The organism is Pseudophaeobacter sp. 1A09344 (assembly GCF_041008745.1).
Lineage (GTDB): Bacteria > Pseudomonadota > Alphaproteobacteria > Rhodobacterales > Rhodobacteraceae > Phycobacter > Phycobacter gallaeciensis_A.
Map to the genome: position 1 here is coordinate 38714 of NZ_JAXGFS010000004.1, position 18485 is coordinate 57198.

At 59.9% G+C, this 18485-nt stretch carries 16 protein-coding genes; 6 read left to right on the forward strand and 10 right to left on the reverse strand.

Translation table 11 applies throughout. The features are described 5' to 3' along the window. Nucleotides 1–6 precede the first annotated feature (6 nt). The 4 genes from SM765_RS08140 to iscR form a co-directional block, all read right to left on the reverse strand. Entirely contained in the window at nt 7–885 is an 879-nt protein-coding gene (locus SM765_RS08140; RefSeq protein ID WP_274837091.1) for a polysaccharide pyruvyl transferase family protein, read from the reverse strand. A 253-nt stretch (nt 886–1138) separates the two neighbouring features. Continuing rightward, nucleotides 1139–2659 carry a Fe-S cluster assembly protein SufB gene (sufB, locus tag SM765_RS08145; protein WP_065273461.1) on the reverse strand — a complete coding sequence of 507 codons (1521 nt, stop codon included), beginning with the start codon at nt 2657–2659 and terminating at the stop codon, nt 1139–1141. 15 nt (nt 2660–2674) lie between these two features. Beyond that, nucleotides 2675–3718, reverse strand: coding sequence for a cysteine desulfurase family protein (locus tag SM765_RS08150; RefSeq protein ID WP_368981484.1), 1044 nt, complete (start codon nt 3716–3718; stop codon nt 2675–2677). Nucleotides 3719–3779: 61 nt separating this feature from the next. Next, complete coding sequence (gene iscR, locus SM765_RS08155) at nt 3780–4247, reverse strand: Fe-S cluster assembly transcriptional regulator IscR (protein WP_065270325.1); 468 nt, start codon at nt 4245–4247, stop codon at nt 3780–3782. 192 nt (nt 4248–4439) lie between these two features. Here iscR and SM765_RS08160 point away from each other — a divergent pair, with 192 nt between their 5' ends. The 3 genes from SM765_RS08160 to SM765_RS08170 are packed head-to-tail and all read left to right on the forward strand — an operon-like array spanning nt 4440 to nt 6516. Continuing rightward, nucleotides 4440–5093 (forward strand): alpha/beta hydrolase, encoded by a 654-nt coding sequence (locus SM765_RS08160; protein WP_065270326.1) that lies wholly within the window; start codon nt 4440–4442, stop codon nt 5091–5093. Further along, entirely contained in the window at nt 5093–5350 is a 258-nt protein-coding gene (locus tag SM765_RS08165; RefSeq protein ID WP_274837096.1) for a hypothetical protein, read from the forward strand. Before SM765_RS08160 ends, SM765_RS08165 begins: the two co-directional genes overlap by 1 nt. Continuing rightward, nucleotides 5347–6516: an HD domain-containing protein gene (locus SM765_RS08170; RefSeq protein ID WP_368981485.1), complete on the forward strand. Its 1170-nt coding sequence runs from the start codon at nt 5347–5349 to the stop codon at nt 6514–6516. The genes SM765_RS08165 and SM765_RS08170 overlap by 4 nt, the downstream gene beginning before the upstream one ends. Before the next feature lie 150 nt (nt 6517–6666). Here SM765_RS08170 and SM765_RS08175 read toward each other — a convergent pair whose 3' ends face one another. Then, nucleotides 6667–8253, reverse strand: coding sequence for a methyl-accepting chemotaxis protein (locus SM765_RS08175; protein WP_274834183.1), 1587 nt, complete (start codon nt 8251–8253; stop codon nt 6667–6669). Nucleotides 8254–8272: 19 nt separating this feature from the next. Further along, on the reverse strand, nt 8273–8572 hold the full coding sequence (locus tag SM765_RS08180; protein WP_274834185.1) for a hypothetical protein: 300 nt from the start codon (nt 8570–8572) through the stop codon (nt 8273–8275). 249 nt (nt 8573–8821) lie between these two features. On the opposite strand from SM765_RS08180, the gene SM765_RS08185 reads away from it, so the two are divergent. From SM765_RS08185 to SM765_RS08195, 3 genes are all read left to right on the forward strand, one after another. Beyond that, the gene (locus tag SM765_RS08185; RefSeq protein ID WP_274833646.1) at nt 8822–9157 is read left to right on the forward strand and encodes a DMT family transporter; all 336 of its coding nucleotides are present in this window, start codon (nt 8822–8824) and stop codon (nt 9155–9157) included. A 126-nt stretch (nt 9158–9283) separates the two neighbouring features. Further along, the gene (typA, locus tag SM765_RS08190) at nt 9284–11104 is read left to right on the forward strand and encodes a translational GTPase TypA (protein WP_274837098.1); all 1821 of its coding nucleotides are present in this window, start codon (nt 9284–9286) and stop codon (nt 11102–11104) included. Between the two features lie 85 nt (nt 11105–11189). Further along, nucleotides 11190–11771, forward strand: a complete 582-nt coding sequence (locus tag SM765_RS08195) for a VOC family protein (RefSeq protein ID WP_065270332.1) — start codon at nt 11190–11192, stop codon at nt 11769–11771. A 100-nt stretch (nt 11772–11871) separates the two neighbouring features. Here SM765_RS08195 and SM765_RS08200 read toward each other — a convergent pair whose 3' ends face one another. The 4 genes from SM765_RS08200 to SM765_RS08215 form a co-directional block, all read right to left on the reverse strand. Continuing rightward, nucleotides 11872–12159: a DUF1330 domain-containing protein gene (locus tag SM765_RS08200; RefSeq protein ID WP_274837099.1), complete on the reverse strand. Its 288-nt coding sequence runs from the start codon at nt 12157–12159 to the stop codon at nt 11872–11874. Nucleotides 12160–12161: 2 nt separating this feature from the next. After that, nucleotides 12162–14813, reverse strand: a complete 2652-nt coding sequence (gene alaS / locus SM765_RS08205) for an alanine--tRNA ligase (protein ID WP_274837100.1) — start codon at nt 14811–14813, stop codon at nt 12162–12164. A 146-nt stretch (nt 14814–14959) separates the two neighbouring features. After that, nucleotides 14960–16027: a recombinase RecA gene (gene recA / locus SM765_RS08210; protein WP_065270335.1), complete on the reverse strand. Its 1068-nt coding sequence runs from the start codon at nt 16025–16027 to the stop codon at nt 14960–14962. 351 nt (nt 16028–16378) lie between these two features. After that, nucleotides 16379–18478: an NAD-dependent epimerase/dehydratase family protein gene (locus tag SM765_RS08215; RefSeq protein WP_274837101.1), complete on the reverse strand. Its 2100-nt coding sequence runs from the start codon at nt 18476–18478 to the stop codon at nt 16379–16381. Between the last annotated feature and the right edge of the window lie 7 nt (nt 18479–18485).

Here is an 18485-nt window from a genome sequence, read left to right on the forward strand (position 1 = left end):
CGTTTCTTATCCTGAGTGCACGGCCGTGGCCGCGCCTGTATTCGTTTTCTTTGTCGGATCCGCCGCCAGAGCCTGCTGGCTCCGCAACGCGGCGGGAAATGTGTCATAAAGCGCAGCCTGAGCCGCAGCGATGCCATCGGCATGGGGCAGCGGCCCGTCGTCGTGGTGCAGGCCCCGCACAAGGCCGGGAATATCTTCCCATGCCTCTGGCGCGATCATCGCCCGCCCGATCGAGGCAGCGTAGTCGTGGTATTTCAGATATCCCTGATCACCGGGCCAAACCCATGTGGAGGGCACGCCATAGGAGTCCGCCGTGATCAGCCCATGCAGCGACGACGCAAAGACATGGCGGCAGGCGCCGATCTGTTGGCACACCACCTCGGGCTCCCTGCGGGGATCGATCAGATCGAAGGCAGGATCGGAGGCCGCAACGGCCCGGACCATCGGATCGTCGATCTGGCTGTGATGCGGTACCAATCCGATACGGTCGCCCCGCGTCGGCTTGTCGCCAAGCGCATCCGCGATCAGAAGCCCCGGATCCCCGAACCGGTTTGCCTGCAATCCCAGCAAGGCCGCAGTTACCGGACCGCGCAGCAGGGCCACCTGAACATTTTCAAGGAACCCATTGGGAATATGGTGCAAAATACCGCTCCCCCAGATCCACGGTGCGCTGTCTTTCGGTGTGGATTTATCCGAAAAATTCCGGCGCACGATCTGCAGGATCGACCCCACCGCAAACAGATCCGCCTGCGCCGGGCGGCTGTGCTGCACCGCACGCCCTGAGACATGCGCCGTCACGATGCGCGACAGGGCATCACCGAAGTTCGGCGTACCTTTCCACCAGAACAGCCGCAAAGGCCCATTATGCAAAGGAACAGCAGTCATTTCAGACCATCCCTGCCGCGTTGACGGCGGCGTGAGATCCAGAATCCGACGCACCAAAACGCCAGAGCTCCAACCGCACCCACTGCATAAACGCCAAGCCCATCCGTGACCCAGCCGCCTACAACGGCGCCTGTGCAAAACCCGGCCAGCAGCACCGCTGCGCTGCCGGTTCCCTGCCGGTGGAGACGGTGGTGATCCCACGCGCCCCGGGCCGGTTTGGAGAGGTTTTGATCAGGCGTCCGCCGCATCGGTATCAGCCCACCGAACCTTCAAGGCTGATCGCAACCAGCTGCTGTGCTTCCATGGCGAATTCCATCGGCAGGGCCTGCAGCACGTCCTTGCAGAAGCCATTCACCACCAGGGCGACCGCCTCTTCTTCGTCCATGCCACGCTGGCGGCAGTAGAACAGCTGCTCATCGTCCACCTTGGATGTGGTCGCCTCATGCTCCACCCGCGAGGAATTGTTCTTTACCTCGATGTAGGGAACCGTGTGGGCGCCGCACTTGTCGCCGATCAGCAAGCTGTCACACTGGGTGTAGTTGCGGCTTTCCTTGGCTTTAGGGTGCATAGAGACCAGACCACGATAGGTGTTCTGCGCCTTGCCGGCCGAAATCCCCTTGGAAACGATGCGCGATTTTGTGCGCTTGCCCAGGTGCACCATCTTGGTGCCGGTATCGGCCTGCTGCATGTTGTTGGCGATGGCGATCGAGTAGAACTCACCCTGGCTGTCGTCGCCGCGCAGGATGCAGGACGGGTATTTCCAGGTCACGGCAGAGCCGGTTTCCACCTGGGTCCACATCACCTTGGCTCGGTCACCGCGGCAATCGGCGCGTTTGGTGACAAAGTTGTAGATGCCGCCCTTGCCGTTTTCGTCACCGGGATACCAGTTCTGAACGGTGGAGTATTTCACCTCGGCGTCTTCTTCGATGATGATCTCGACCACGGCTGCGTGCAGCTGGGCCACGTCACGCTGCGGCGCGGTGCAGCCTTCGAGGTAAGAAACGTAAGAACCCTTGTCCGCGATGATCAGAGTCCGCTCGAACTGGCCGGTGTTTTCCGCGTTGATGCGGAAATAGGTGGAGAGCTCCATCGGGCAGCGCACGCCCGGCGGCACGTAAACAAAGGAGCCATCCGAGAACACGGCCGAGTTCAGCGTGGCGTAGAAGTTGTCGGACACCGGCACGACCGAGCCGAGGTATTTCTTCACCAACTCGGGGTGGTTCTTGATCGCTTCGGAGATCGAACAGAAGATGACACCTGCCTCTTCAAGCTCCTTCTGGAAGGTGGTGCCGACGGAAACGGAGTCGAACACCGCGTCCACAGCGACCTTGCGGCCTTCGGCAGGCGCATCCTCAGCGCCTTCGACGCCTGCCAGAATCATCTGTTCTTTCAGGGGGATACCAAGCTTTTCGTAGGTAGCAAGAAGCTTGGGGTCGACCTCATCCAGTGACTTCGGCTTCACTTCCATCGATTTCGGACGGGCGTAGTAATACTGATCCTGGAAATCGATTTCCGGGTAGCTGACCATCGCCCAGTCCGGCTCATCCATCTGCTTCCAGCGTTCAAAGGCGGACAGACGCCATTCGGTCATCCATTCCGGTTCTTCGTTCTTTTCAGAGATCAGGCGCACGATATCGGGGTTCACGCCCTTGGGGGCGTATTCCATCTCGATATCGGTCTCCCAGCCGTATTTATACGTGCTGACCTCGGCCACCGCATCCACGGTTTCCTGGTCTACACCTTCCTTGACTTGCGTCTGGTCCAAAGCGGCCATGATCATCTCCTGCACTCACGCCGCGCGGGCGCGATGTTTCTTTTGTTTCTTCAGCCACGCTTCGGCAAAGCGCAGCACATCTTCTTCTGTTGTCTCCAGCCCGAGCGAAACCCGAACGGCACCCTGGGCGGTTATCTCATCGTATCCCATCGCAGTCAGAACCGCGCTTGCCCGGACCTTGCCGCTGGAGCAGGCACTGCCCGCGCTAATGGCGAAACCGGCGAGGTCCATTTGCATGACCTGCGTTTCGCCTTTCCAGCCCGGGGTGGCGAAACAAGTGGTGTTGGGCAGGCGGGGCGACTCTTTCCCGACAAAAATAGTTTCCGGGGCGTCGACCGCAAGGGCATTTTCTAGAATATTTCTAAGTTCGGCGACGCGATCCCAGCACCCATCGGCCAGATCCCGGGCCGCCGCCGTGGTAGCAGCCGCAAAACCGGCGATGCCGATCACGTTCTCGGTGCCCGAGCGACGGCCCATTTCCTGCCCGCCGCCCTTGATCTGCGCCGCCAGATCGGTGCCGCGCTTCAGCACCAGCGCACCGCAGCCCTTGGGGCCGCCCAGTTTATGCGCCGAAATCAGCGCCATCTGGGCGCCGAGCCAGTTAAAGGCCACCGGCAGCTTGCCAAAGGCCTGGGTCGCATCCGTCACCGCCAGACCCTGCGGCAGGTTCTGCACCACGCCGGTTTCCGAATTGGCCAACTGCAACGTCGAGCCCGCCGGGTCGGGCACCTCGACGATACCCTGCTGGGACACCGAAAGATCCTCGTTAGTCCAGGCCCTTACAGCATCGTGTTCAACAGGGGCACCGTGCAGACCCCGCCCAGACAAAGCCAGCGCCGCGCTCTCGGTGGCGCTGGAGGTAAAGACAATATCGGCCCCGTCTGCGCCAAAGGCCTCCGCGATTTGCGCGCGGCTGCGTTCGATCAGGGATTTCGCGGCACGCCCTTCGGCATGCACTGACGACGGGTTGCCGCACAGGTCCATCGCCGCAATCATCGCATCGCGCGCCTCTGCCCGCACGGGCGTGGTGGCATTGTGATCCAGATAAACGCGTTTCATAGACTCATGTTTTCCAATCTGAGGGCACTTGGACCGTCCCTGCCTCTAGCGGGAACTGGGGTCAATCGGCCTCGGCGTCGACCACCGCAAAAAGGTTCGGAACCGCCGGGCACGGCGCCAACTCGTTTTCGATGACATCCGAAAGGCGCGTCTGGTGCAGGAACACATAGACCTGCGCGCTAAGACTTTGCCACAGACGGTTGGTCAAAGACTGCGCCCGCGATCCAGAGGCCGCGCCGGAGGCACCTGCCCCCTTGTGCATCGCATCAACGGTTTCATCGACGGCCGACAGCACATCCACCACCCGGATTTCCGACGCCGGTTTCGCCAGACGATAGCCGCCGCCCGGCCCACGTACCGAAGCCACCAGATCGGCCCGGCGCAGTTTCACAAACAGCTGCTCCAGATAGGGCAGCGAAATATCCTGACGCTTGGAGATATCGCCAAGCACGACAAGGGTGCCTTCCGGTTGCAGGGCAATATCAGCAAGGGCAACCATGGCATAGCGCCCCTTGGTGGATAGTTTCATCGTCCAGACACTCCAAACAGCCGCGTAAATGCCGAAAACATTGACCTTAACCGCATCAACGCATATCTGATCTTGACAGCGCAGGTCCAAGACCCCCGCAGCAATTAGAACAGTTCTAAGGTGCCTTACCGAATTCGTCAAGTTTCCCGGTCCGGCATTCAAGGAAATACCAAGAGTAGGAACGTACTGCCCATGCCTGAGGTCATTTTCCCCGGACCCGAAGGCCGCCTGGAAGGCCGCTATCACCCCCAAAAAGAAAAAGACGCACCGATCGCGATCATCCTGCATCCGCACCCTCAGTTTGGCGGCACGATGAACAACAAGGTTGTCTATAACCTGCACTATGCCTTCTACAACATGGGCTTCACCGTGCTGCGCTTCAATTTCCGGGGTGTTGGCCGGTCGCAGGGTGAATACGACCAAGGCGTCGGTGAGTTGTCCGATGCGGCATCGGCGCTGGATTACCTGCAGTCGATGAACAACAACTCCAAGCATTGCTGGGTTGCCGGCTTCTCCTTCGGGGCCTGGATCGGCATGCAGTTGCTGATGCGCCGCCCGGAGATCACTGGCTTCATCTCGGTAGCTCCGCCTGCCAATATGTATGACTTCTCCTTCTTGGCGCCATGCCCGTCCTCGGGTCTGATCATCAACGGCACCGCCGACCGCGTGGCGCCGCCCGCAGACACGGTGAACCTCGTGAACAAGCTGCACGAGCAGAAAGGTATCACCATTACCCATACCGAGGTCGAAGGCGCGGATCACTTCTTCCAGGATCAGCACATGGACACGTTGATGACCAACGTGAACGACTACGTCAAACGCCGCCTGACAGAGAACACGCGCTGATGAGCACGATCGAGACGCTGGCCCAAAAGCTGGCCATCGATACGCTGAAGATACAGGACGCCATCGGCCAGGACCGGCTTTATGTCGAAGTCGGACAGGTTCTGGGCGCGGCGTCCCAATCTCTGGAAGAGGCCTTTCTGACCGAGATCCGCGTGCGCCTTGCCGAGCGCAAAGCCCGCGATTTTCTGAACCAGAAAATCGCAGCCCTGCAGGCCGAAGCTGAAGCGCATCTGAACAAGACGGACGGCGCGTCGTGACGATGCGCCTCCAACGACAGTTCGACTTTCTCCTCGAAGCAGAGAAGCTACGCCGGATCGAACGGCAAAACCTCATTCTTGACGGGTCTCGCGCGGAAAACTCCGCCGAACACAGCTGGCACCTGGCGCTTTATGCGCTGGCGCTCGCCCCGTTGGCAGACCCGGATGTGAACATCGACCGGGTCATCCGGATGCTGTTGCTGCATGATCTGGTGGAAATCGACGCGGGCGATCATCCGATCACCGATGACGTCGACTGGGAGGCCGTGGCGGTTTCTGAACTGGCAGCGGCCCAGCGACTGTTTGGCTTGCTGCCAGAGGATCAGGGCGCAGAGTTGTTCGACCTTTGGCGCGAATTTGAGACAGGCGAAAGTCTTGATGCACGGTTCGCCAAGCATCTGGACCATTGTCAGCCGATCTTTCAGACCCTGCACTGCGCGGATGCGCCGGAGTTCCATTTTGATGTGGTCCGGGAAAACCTGTCCACCGGACGCGCCGCAGCGCTGGAGACGCAATTCCCCAAGGCCTACCATCACGCGATGAACCTTTTGGGTCAGGGCAGCGTAGCGAGTTGCGCGACACTGACCCAGAGGCTGGAATTCCTCAATCAGGCCGACGCGCTGAAACTGGTTCTGCGCGCCTCCAAACTCGGAGATGGATCGCGCCGGGAAAACTCTGCCGAACACAGCTGGCATATCATGCTCTATGGCTGGATCCTGGCCGAGCACAGTGCCCACGACGTGGATGTGGGCCGCATCGTGCAGATGCTGTTGCTGCATGATCTTGTGGAAATCGACGCCGGGGACACTCCAATACACGGCACCCAGGACCCTGCGGCGCTGGCCGCGCTTGAGGCCAAGGAAGCCGCCGCCGCAGAGCGCCTGTTCCACCTTCTGCCGCATCCGCAAGGCAGCGCCTTTCACGGGCTCTGGACCGAGTTTGAAGCCGCTGAGAGTCCGGATGCTATCTACGCCAAATCCATCGACCGGGTTCAGCCGATCTTTCTGAACCTCTTGAACGGTGGCGGCAGCTGGGTGGAATACGATGTCAGCCTCAGCCAGCTGGAAGAGCGCGTCGGGGTAAAAGTGGCCAGGGGGGCGCCAGAGGTCTGGACCCATGTGCGCGCTCAGTTATTGCCCTGGTTTGAAGCCGCCGGCCGGGTCTAAACACCTCCCCTCCGGACGGGCCCCACAGACATAATCAGACCAAACGGAAACGAGGACAGTGACCACCACCGCCCCCGTTTCAATTCATTTACTTAAATCCGCCCAGCCAATGCGATGGACGGAATACCCAGATTGCTGGGCAGGGTTGCGTCAGCTCACCAGACGCAGCCCCCCTGCTCCACCCCTACCTGACTGCTGATCATCAAGCTCAAAACGCGACAGCGTTCCGGCCAGCTCACGCGCCTTGCTGTCCATGCTCATGCTCATGGCGGTCATTTCCTCAACCATGGCGGCATTGGTTTGGGTCGCCCCGTCCAGCGTGCTAAGCGCCGAAGCCATTTCGGACAGGGCAGAAGCCTGATCGGTTGATGTGCCGGAGATTGCCTCAATCAGCTTATTGGTTTCGGAAACCCGCGCGACGATATCCTGAAGGGCGTCGCCAGCCTTGTTGACCAGTTCCGATCCTTCCTTGACCTGCTTGGCGCTGGTTCCAATCAGCGACTTCACCTCGTTTGCAGCATCGGCGGTGCGCTGCGCCAGTGCCCGGACTTCGGCCGCCACAACAGCAAAGCCTCGGCCACTTTCTCCAGCGCGGGCGGCCTCGACGCCCGCATTTAACGCCAAAAGGTTAGTCTGGAAGGAAATATCCTCGATCACATTGATGATCGTCGAAATCTCGTTGGAGGACTGTTCGATGTTTCCCATGGCATCCACGGCTGCCGACATCAGATCGCCGTTTTCCACCGCGCCACGATAGGCCGTGCGTGCATTCTCGGCTGCCTTGCCGGAATCAGCCGCGCTTTTCTTCACGGACTCGCTCAGCTCCTGAAGAGCCGCCGTGGTTTCGGTCAGGGTTGCCGCCTGCGACTCCGTCCGGGCCGACAGGCTTTGCACCGCCTCAGAAACGGAATGCGCATCGTTGCGGAAATCGCCGGATATCGTCATTGCGGTGCCAATGCCCGAGTTCAGGCTTTCCGCCAGTTCATTGAAGGCGTCGCGCATGGATTCGTACTCATGCGGGAAATCACCGGTGATACGACCGCTGAGGTTTCCTGCCGCCATAGTTTTCAGGCTTTCGTCGAAAATCATCACAACATTTTCTGAATCCCTCTTGCTGCGCAGGGCTTCCTCTTCTGCCTCCTCAGCCTTGGCTGCCTCTTCCTGCAGCGCCTGTTGCTGCTCTTCGAGCGCCCTACGGGCCGCCTGACGCTGATAGATGCTCATCAGCAGAATACCGGCCTCCAGCAGCAGGATCACGGCGTGCATCACCGTGCGTTCGATGCTGGCAAGGACCGAGCCGCCCGGGAACACCAAGGAGGGCAGCATCAGGCTGAAGGCAAGGTGATGAACCGCCACAAGCACGGTGGCAAAGATTACCGCGCCGGGACTGTAGAGGGTCGACACCACGGCGAGCGAGGCGAAGAACAGCATATGACTGTCGATCTGCCAAGCATGACCGGTAAAGGAGGTCGTGAACAGAATGCTGTGACCGATATAGCAGAAGGCGATGACATAATCGCGAAAGCTATCGGAGAATCCTTTTGACAGCCAGGTCAACAGGCCCAACGCACCGCTCAAGCTGGCCATCAGCCACCACGGCACCGCACCATCAACGAAATAGGCCACCAGGGCCGGAGTAGGCAGCAGGACCAGAGTGGCCAGACGCTGAAACTGTTTGTCAGATGAGTTTGTGACGGTGGACATATCCAGCCCATCGCCTTGTGTAACCTTGCCCATACTCGAGCAGCCCCTTTACTCACTCTGCGCAGATCTGGGCGATCACCGTTCCATCGACCACAAACCAAGCGCCGTTCTCTTTTAACCGTCTGGCGTCCGCCAGATCCTCAAGCACTGTTAGCGCACCAAACGGCGCACGTTCGGGGGAAATCTCCTGCAAACCGGACCCGGCGATCACGTCGGGTGCATCCGGCCCCCATGGCGCCGACACCACAAGGATCGGCGTGCCCGGGCTCAGGTTTTTGTTCGAAGCCAGAACCAGCAACGGCGACAATGCAACAACGATACAAGCCGCCATGCCGACCAGAAAATGCTTCATCAGATTTCCTTCCGAACTTCTCTCTATCCAAAACTCGTTGCCATTTGGTTAGAAAATTGAAAGCTGTTTTAACGATCCTCCACAATCGCGCGCCCCGTAGAAACGGGCTTTTCCCGCAGCCCTTCAGATAAATTTGGCAAGGCCAGGATCCGGAATTTTCGCGCGGCACGGTTTTCGGGGCTGTTCCAACGCAGCGGCTTGCGATACCCGGAAGACACCACATCTCTCCTGGAAACTTCGGAGGCCGCGATGCCCGTTCACTACATCTACCTGATCGTCGCCGTTGCCGCCGAAACCATTGGCACCACCGCCCTGCAGGCCAGCCAGCAGTTCAGCCGCTTGGTGCCCTCCCTGATCGTTCTGGTCGCCTACGGGTTTTCCTTCTACATGCTGGGCCTGACCCTAAAGGTAATGCCGGTGGGGATCGTCTATGCCATCTGGTCCGGGCTCGGCATCGTGTTGATCGCGGTGATCGGTCTTGTGGTCTTTGGCCAGAAACTGGACCTTCCGGCCGTGCTCGGCATGGCGATGATCTTGGCGGGAATCCTTGTCATTCATCTGTTTTCAGGGTCTTCTGGCCACTGACACAGGCGCCCCGGCGCCCAAATCGCTGCGTCGCAGCGGCCTTTGCGCCGTGTTTGCGGATTTTCTCTGGCCTTCGGGCCGGTATCGGGCTATGCGCGGCGCAACTTCCTTACAAAGGCTGACGTCATGGACCTGCGCAACATTGCGATCATTGCACACGTGGACCACGGGAAAACCACCCTGGTTGACGAGCTGCTGAAACAATCCGGCGCCTTTCGCGAAAACCAGGCTGTGGCGGAACGCGCCATGGACAGCAACGATCTGGAGCGCGAGCGGGGCATTACCATTTTTGCCAAACCGACTTCGGTCGAATGGAAAGGCACACGGATCAACATCGTCGACACCCCCGGTCACGCCGACTTCGGCGGTGAGGTCGAGCGGATCCTGTCCATGGTGGATGGTGTTGTGCTGCTGGTCGATGCCGCCGAAGGCCCGATGCCGCAGACCAAGTTTGTGACCTCCAAGGCGCTTGCGCTTGGCCTGCGTCCGATCGTAGTGCTGAACAAGGTGGACAAGCCCGACGCCGAGCCGGACCGCGCACTGGACGAATGTTTCGATCTCTTCGCCTCGCTTGACGCGAATGAAGACCAGCTCGACTTCCCGCATATGTACGCCTCGGGCCGCAATGGCTGGGCCGATGCAGAGCTGGACGGTCCCCGCAAGGACCTGCACGCGCTGTTCAACCTGATCGTCAACCACGTGCCCGAGCCTGCACAGATCAAGCGTCAGGATGAAGATTTCCGCATGCTGGCCACCACGCTGGGCAGCGACCCCTTTGTGGGCCGCCTTCTGACAGGCCGTGTCGAATCCGGCACTCTGAAAGTTGGGGCCACCGTTCAGGCGCTGACCCGCATGGGCCAGAAGATCGAACAGTTCCGCGTGACCCGTATCCAGGCCTTCCGCGGTCTGGCTCAACAGGACATCGAAGAAGCCCAGGCGGGCGACATCGTCTCCATCGCCGGCATGGCCAAGGCGACCGTGGCCGATACAATCTGCGCCCTGGCCGTGGACGAACCCCTGGATGCCCAGCCCATCGACCCACCCACCATCACCGTGACCTTCGGCATCAACGACAGCCCGCTGGCGGGTCGCGATGGCAAGAAGGTCCAATCGCGCGTTATCCGTGACCGCCTGATGAAAGAGGCCGAATCCAACGTCGCGATCAAGATCGCTGACACCCCCGGCGGCGAGGCTTTCGAAGTTTCGGGCCGCGGCGAACTGCAGATGGGCGTTCTGATCGAAAACATGCGCCGTGAAGGGTTCGAACTGTCGATCTCCCGCCCGCAGGTGATCATGCGCGAAGAGAACGGCGTCAAGATGGAGCCCGTCGAAGAGGCTACCATCGACGTTGATGACGAATACTCCGGCGCGGTGATCGAAAAACTGACTGGCGCCCGCAAAGGTGAGCTCGTCGAGATGAAGCCCGCAGGCGCTGGCAAGACCCGGATCATCGCTCATGTGCCTTCGCGTGGTCTGATCGGTTATCACGGTGAATTCCTGACCGACACCCGCGGCACCGGTGTTCTGAACCGCGTGTTCCACGGCTGGACCCCTCACAAAGGCCCCATTCCCGGCCGTCGTGCAGGTGTGCTGATCTCCATGGAGAACGGCCAGTCGGTTGCCTACGCCCTGTGGAACCTCGAAGAGCGCGGCAAGATGATGATCGGCGCCCAGGCCGACGTCTATACTGGCATGATCATTGGCGAACACTCCCGTGACAACGACCTGGAAGTGAACCCGCTGAAAGGCAAGAAACTGACCAACGTGCGCGCCTCTGGCACGGATGAGGCAGTGCGCCTTACCACCCCGATGACGCTGTCGCTGGAAGAGGCAATTGCCTATATCAATGACGACGAGCTGGTCGAAGTCACGCCAAACAACGTACGCCTGCGCAAGCGCTATCTGGATCCGCATGAACGCAAGCGGGTGGCCAAGTCTAACGGCTGATCACATTTACGAGGCCGCCCCCCGGGGCGGCCTTTTTCTATGGCACATTCATGATAGGGTCCGCCAAAATTACAGGAGGACCCGAATGCAGAAAATTCAGGTACAGGGCGTCCATCACATCACGCTGACTGGCGCCGACAGGCAGACATCGATCGATTTCTGGGAAGGCCTCTTGGGCATGCCCTTCGTCTTTGATCAGCCCAATCTGGACAATCCGGACGAAGGCCACCTCTATTTCGATCCCGGTGACGGGCGGCTGATTACCGTCTTCACCAATGAAACCCGCACGCCTGACCGCCGCCGTACCCCAACGGAACCCGGCTGCGTGCATCATATCGCGTTCAACGTCAGCAGGGCAATGTTCTCCCAAGTTGAAAAACGGCTGAAGGACCGCGGCATCGGCCATTCCGGCGCGAAGGACCGCGGCTTCATGGATTCGATCTATTTCAAGGATCCGCTGGGGTTGATGATCGAACTGGCTTGCTACAGGTTTGAACCGCCCACCGGCTGCACCCATGCGGATGTAATGATCGAAGCCCACAAGATCCGCGTCGCCCGCGGAGATTACAACATTCAGGAAGAGCATCTGGCCGATGCGATCGAGCTTCTGGTGACCTGCCACACCTCGAGCCTGACGGACGATAGACGGCCCCGCGATCCCTATTGATCACTGGTGGCATCCCGGCAAAAGAAAAGGAGCGCGGGATGGCCTGCGCTCCTTTTTTGTCTCACCCTGCCCTTTTCGGGCAGGTCGCGGAAAACCGCAATTATTCAGAGGTTTCCACCACCATCAGTTCACGCTCAGAGGCGTCGCGCGCGTGGCTCAGCGCCTCCTGGTATTCGGGGCTGTTGTAGCAGTCGACGGCGGCCTCGACGCTTGGAAATTTCGCCACCACGTTCCGCGGGCGTTCCTTGCCTTCCAGCTGCACGAACTTACCGCCGCGGGCGATGAAGCTGCCGCCGTGTTTCGCAATCGCCGGGCCGGCCAGCTCAGCGTATTTGCCATAGGCCTCCACATCGGTGACCGTGACGTGAGCAATCCAGAGTGCGCCCATGATTATCCCTCCAAAAGTTGTTCTGCAGCCGCGATGGCCGCTTCGGCCCCGGCAAAATCCTTGCCGCCGCCCTGCGCCATATCGGGACGGCCACCGCCGCCCTTACCGCCAACAGCAGGCACAGCAGCCTTCAGCACATCTACCGCGGACACCTGACCAATCAGATCATCAGTAACCCCGGCCGCGACTGCGACCTTACCGTCGTCGTCGGCGATCAGCAGGATCACACCAGAGCCGAGTTTCTGTTTATGCGCATCAATGAGCCCGCGCAGATCCTTACCCGACACGCCTTCCAGCGCCTGACCGAGGAAGGTCTTGCCGCCGATCTCTTTGGTCTCGACACCACCGGACGCACCGCCGCCCATAGCGACTTGCTGCTTCAGCTGCGACACCTCGTTCTGCAGCGCCTTGCGCTCGTCCATCAGCGCCTTGATGCGGTCGATGACATCGGAAGGCTGTGCCTTGAGCATCGCTGCCACATCCGCCATCCGGCCCGCCTCGGCCTCCAGATATTCAGAGGCTGCAGCGCCGGTCAGCGCCTCGATGCGTCGCACGCCAGCCGAGGATGCGCTGTCGCCAAGGATGACGAAGGAACCGATATCACCGGTCTGCTTCACATGTGTCCCGCCGCAGAGTTCGATGGAATAGGTCTGTTTGTCGTGACCCTTGCCGGTTGCTGCGCGCCCCATGGAGACGACACGAACCTCGTCGCCGTATTTCTCACCAAACAGCGCCTGCGCGCCCAGGGCACGAGCATCATCCGGCGTCATGATCCGGGTCTCCACCGGGGTGTTCTGGCGAATATAGGTGTTCACGTCTTTTGAAACCTGGGTCAGCTCCTCGGCGCTCAGCGCCTTCCCGTGGCTGAAGTCAAAGCGCAGACGATCCTCAGCGTTGAGCGAGCCGCGCTGTGCCACGTGATCGCCAAGCGCCTCCCGCAGGGCCTCGTGCAGCAGGTGCGTGGCGGAGTGATTGGCACGAATGGCGCTGCGGCGGGTGTGATCCACTACCAGTTGCGCGGGTGCATTGACCGTCACGATCCCATCGGTCACTTCGCAGAAGTGGATAAAGACATCGGCAGCTTTCTTGGTGTCCGTGACGCGCAGGGCGCCACCTTCGAGACGGATTTCACCGCTGTCTCCGACCTGACCACCGGATTCGGCATAGAACGGCGTCTGGTTCAGGATAAGCTGAACGCTGTCGCCCTTACCCGCCTCACGCACGATCTCGCCATCCTTGACGATGGCCTGGATCTGGCCTTCGGCGCTTTCGGTTTCATAGCCGAGGAAATCGGTGGCGCCATGTTCATCGGCAATATCGAACCATAGGGTGCTGTCGGCACTTTCGCCCGAGCCGGACCATGCGGCACGCGCCTTGGCCTTTTGCGCCGCCATGGCAGTATCGAAGCCGTCGGTGTCGACTTCACGCCCCTTTTCGCGCAGGGCGTCCTGTGTCAGGTCCAGCGGGAAGCCATAGGTATCATAAAGCTTGAAAGCAGCCTCACCCGGCAGGGGTGCGTCCTCGTCCAGTCCGGACAGTTCATCATCCAGCAGCTTCAGACCGCGGTCCAGCGTCTGTTTGAAACGGTTTTCCTCCAGGTGCAGCGTTTCCTGGATCAGTGCCTGCGCGCGGCCCAGTTCAGGATAGGCGGCGCCCATCTGCTGCACCAGGGCCGGAACCAGTTGGTGCATCACCGGATCCTTGGCGCCCAGCAGGTGCGCGTGGCGCATGGCGCGGCGCATGATGCGGCGCAGCACATAGCCGCGCCCATCGTTGGAAGGCATCACGCCATCAGCAATCAGGAAAGAGGTGGAGCGCAGGTGGTCCGCGATCACCCGGTGGTGCACGTTCTGATCGCCATAAGGATCAACGTTGGTGACATCGGCCGAGGCTTCGATCAGCGCCTTGAACAAGTCGGTGTCATAGTTGTCATGGCTACCCTGCAGCAGCGCACCGATACGCTCAAGCCCCATGCCGGTGTCGATGGACTGCATGTCCAGCGCCTTCATCGAGCCGTCTTCGAACTGTTCGTTCTGCATGAAAACGACGTTCCAGATCTCGATGAAACGGTCGCCATCTTCATCAGCGCTGCCCGGAGGGCCGCCCCAGATGTGATCACCGTGATCGTAGAAGATCTCGGTACACGGACCGCAGGGCCCGGTCGGCCCCATTTGCCAGAAGTTGTCCGACGTATCGATGCGGATGATCCGGTCCTCGGGCACGCCGACCTTTTTCCAGATTTCAAAGGCTTCGTCGTCGGTATGATAGACGGTGGTCAGCAGACGGCTCTTGTCGATACCGAATTCCTTGGTGATCAACTCCCAGGCAAAGGGGATCGCCTCTTTCTTGAAGTAGTCCCCAAAGGAGAAGTTGCCCAGCATTTCAAAGAACGTGTGGTGGCGCGCGGTATAGCCGACGTTGTCGAGATCGTTGTGCTTGCCGCCCGCGCGCACACATTTCTGCGCGGTGGTGGCACGTTTGTAATCACGATGCTCGACCCCGGTAAAAAGGTTCTTGAACTGGACCATGCCCGAGTTGGTGAACATCAGGGTGGGATCGTTGCGGGGCACAAGCGGACCGGATTCCACGATTTCGTGGCCTTGCTTGGCAAAGTAGTTCAGGAAGGTGGAGCGGATGTCGTTCAGCGTCGCCATATGCGGGATCCCTTTTCGGGCTTTGTCAGGGTTTCAGGCAGGTTTAGCCCCAGAGCGCAGCCCTGTCCACTGCCCGCCGAAACGAAAAAGGGCGCAACCTGCGTTGCGCCCCATTTCATATTGGATCGGATCACATCCGGTCGGCCTCAGGCCTCCAGAATGTCATCGTCACCGCCGCCGTCGGGGCGGTCAAAGTCGAGCCCATGTGCCGCGCGGATCTTGTCTTCGATATCATAGGCGATTTCCGCATGTTCCCGCAGGAACTGTTTCGCGTTTTCACGGCCCTGCCCGATCCGCTCATCTCCGTAAGAGAACCATGCGCCGGATTTGTTGACCACACCGGCGGCCACACCCAGATCGAGCAATTCACCCATCTTGGAGATGCCTTCGCCATACATGATGTCGAATTCCACCTGTTTGAAGGGCGGCGCCACCTTGTTCTTGACGACCTTGACGCGGGTTGCGTTGCCGACAACCTCATCCCGATCCTTGATCGAGCCGATGCGGCGGATATCAAGGCGGACCGAAGAGTAGAATTTCAGCGCGTTACCGCCAGTTGTCGTTTCGGGCGAGCCGAACATCACGCCAATCTTCATGCGGATCTGGTTGATGAAGATCACCATGCATTTGGAGCGGCTGATGGACCCGGTCAGCTTGCGCATGGCCTGGCTCATCAGACGGGCCTGCACGCCAACACTGGAATCACCCATGTCGCCTTCAAGTTCGGATTTGGGTGTCAGTGCCGCCACTGAATCCACGATCACCATGTTGACCGCACCAGACCGCACCAGCGTATCAGTAATCTCCAGCGCCTGTTCGCCGGTATCGGGTTGCGAAATCAGCAGTTCGTCCAGATCGACGCCCAGCTTGGCCGCGTATTGCGGATCCAGCGCGTGTTCCGCATCGACAAAGGCGCAGACGCCGCCCTTTTTCTGCTGTTCGGCCACGCAATGCAGCGTCAGTGTCGTTTTACCGGAGCTTTCCGGGCCGTAAATCTCAACAATCCGGCCCATCGGCAGGCCGCCGATCCCCAGCGCGATATCCAGCCCCAGAGACCCGGTCGAACTGGCTTCGATCTCCTGGATCGCCTTGCCGTCGCCCAGCTTCATGATCGAGCCCTTGCCGAACTGCCGCTCAATCTGGGCAAGCGCGCTGTCCAGCGCCTTTTGCTTGTCACCGCTCTCTTTGTTTTTCATGGTCAACAGATCCGCCATAATCCCTAATCCCCTTCTATGTGTCATACCCGTGGGGTTGCGGCAATCACTTGCTTTGTTCGCCTCTTGTTCCTTATGAGATCAAAACGGGAACATTGCAAGTAAAACTTCCGAGAAGGCGTAGAAGACCGGCACAGGAACCGCTGTGTCTAGCGCTGGGGCTGTCCTTGGCCAGACGAAGTTGGCAAAGGGAAGCGCCCGTCCCGCGCACCAGAACCGCCCCCCTCAGGCACAGGCAAAGGCAAAGGATCAGATTCAGTCTTTAAAACGATGCGGACAGACTGCAGGGAGCTTCTAAATAATTCTGACTTCAGGCAAGGGGGGGGGAAACTGAGGGCCCTTCCCCTCGGATCAAAACCCAAACAAGTTCGCATTGGCTATGGCGTTCTCAACGAACACCGCACGGTCGGTTTCCGGTTTCCAGCCGAGTACCTGTTTTGGCTTTTCATTGCTGAATGGCGAATAATGTGCTCGGCTTTTCCAATCTGCGAGGCTGGGTCGGATTACGCCGGACCGGCGCAGAGCATATTTCTTGAGCGCATATTTGACCGCATCCGACGCGTAGAATGCATACAGGTTGCCGGAGTTCACGCGGATTCTGGCGCCGAGTGCGGTCTCGATGGCGTCAAAATAGTCACGCGCGGAAAGCATCGGCTCACCGATGAGATTGAAACTCTGCCCTTCGACCGGGGCATCCATCATCCGGACAAGTCCATCTGCAATATCTTCGTTCAGGACGAAGGGCAGGATATTGCGCCCGTGCCCCCAAATGCGAACCGCCCCGGCACCGTGCCATCGACCGATCCCCCAGTGCTGCAGCGGTCCGCCGGGCCCGACGACGATTCCGGGACGGGCAATTGTTACAGGCAGCCCGCGCTCGCGGTGGAGCTTCATCAGCTGCTTTTCGCATTCTGCCTTGGACCGCGCATAGAGATTGCGGTCGGTCAGATCCTCTGCAAATCCCGTCTCTTCGGTGATGGTCAGTGCAGGGTTCGACATGTCATAACTTGCGATGGTGCCAGTGTAGATCAACCGTTTTACACCTGCCATTTGGCAGGCTTCGGCGATGCGTGTCGCAACCCCCACGTCGTTGATCAGGCAATCCTCCCATGTGGTTTCAAGCGCCTTTGCTAAATTGAACACCACCTCGATCCCCTGCATTGCTGCGGTCAATGCCTCCAGATCGTGTAGCGAGGCGCTCACGGTTTCCACCTGGTCGGGAAGATCAGGAAACGGGCCAGAGCGGCTGCGCGACAGGACCCGCACATCGCGGTCGTCGGCGACAAGGCGCCGTGTCAGTGCCCGGCCGATGAAACCGGTTCCGCCGATCACCATGACGCTTGGCTTTGGTTTTCTGGTTTGAACGGCAGGTGCGGCGGCGCGCAAAACCTTTTCGGGCAATAGAGCGATAGCATCGTCGATCGCCTGCATGACCTCAATCGCGGTTTCGCCAGCATAAGGCTTTGCATGCGCCGCGCCGGGACCCGCTGCATAAAGGGCCGCATTCATGCCACGAAAGCTGCGCCCGTATGGGTTTTTGGTATTGAGGGACGCAGTCTGAACCGCCGCGTTCCCTATCCCCTGCCACAGGTGCTGGCGGGACAGGTCCAGCTGTCTACGCAGCGGGTTGGCCACCAAGTCCGATGTGTTTTCCCGCTCAACAACAAGCACGTCCTGCGCATAGTCCAGCCGCGCCCGCGCGCTGGATCCGCGCAGCGTCACGCTTCGGTTGTCGGTGGTTTCGACCATGGCAAGGGTAAAGGTGATCTGCACCGCGCCAGCCCGCGCGAGGATCCGGAATCCCTGCGGGCGCATATCCTCTCCAGGCAGGCCGACGGGCCATTCCGCCTGGGCATGGAGCACCTCGACAGGACCAAAAAGATCATGCGCAAAGGCAAAAAGATGCGGCCCTAGTTCAAGCAGGAGGTTCTTTGGCTCGCGCAAAAGCCAAAGATTATAAGGCCCAGAGCGGAGCGGTGCGAGCGGCAACGCCCAGCTGATGTCACAGCCAGACACCCGTCCGTAGGCCCCAGCGCGCATGTCCTTTTTCATCTTTTGATAGGAGGGAAGACCCAGAAAGTTGTGCCCGGCGCAAAACCGCTTGCCTGCTTTGGTGGCTGCCGCCTCGATCTCGCGGGTCTCGGCCGCTGATTCAGCAACCGGTTTTTCAACCAACACATCGAGCCCGCCTTCAAGGCACTTGATGGCCAGCGCCCGGTGCAGATGCGGCGGGGTCAGGATATGCACGGCGTCGCAGCTACCAGAAGCGATCAGATTATCGACAGAGGTAAAGGCCTGCGCACCATATCGTCCTGCGAACCCTTTGGCCGCGGTTTCATTGACATCGCAGACCGCCGCGATCCGCACATTCGGCGTCGCCTTGAGGGCGTCCGCATGCCAGGTGGCAATATATCCGGCGCCAATCAGGCCTATGCGGGTTTCGCTCGCCATGGAATGT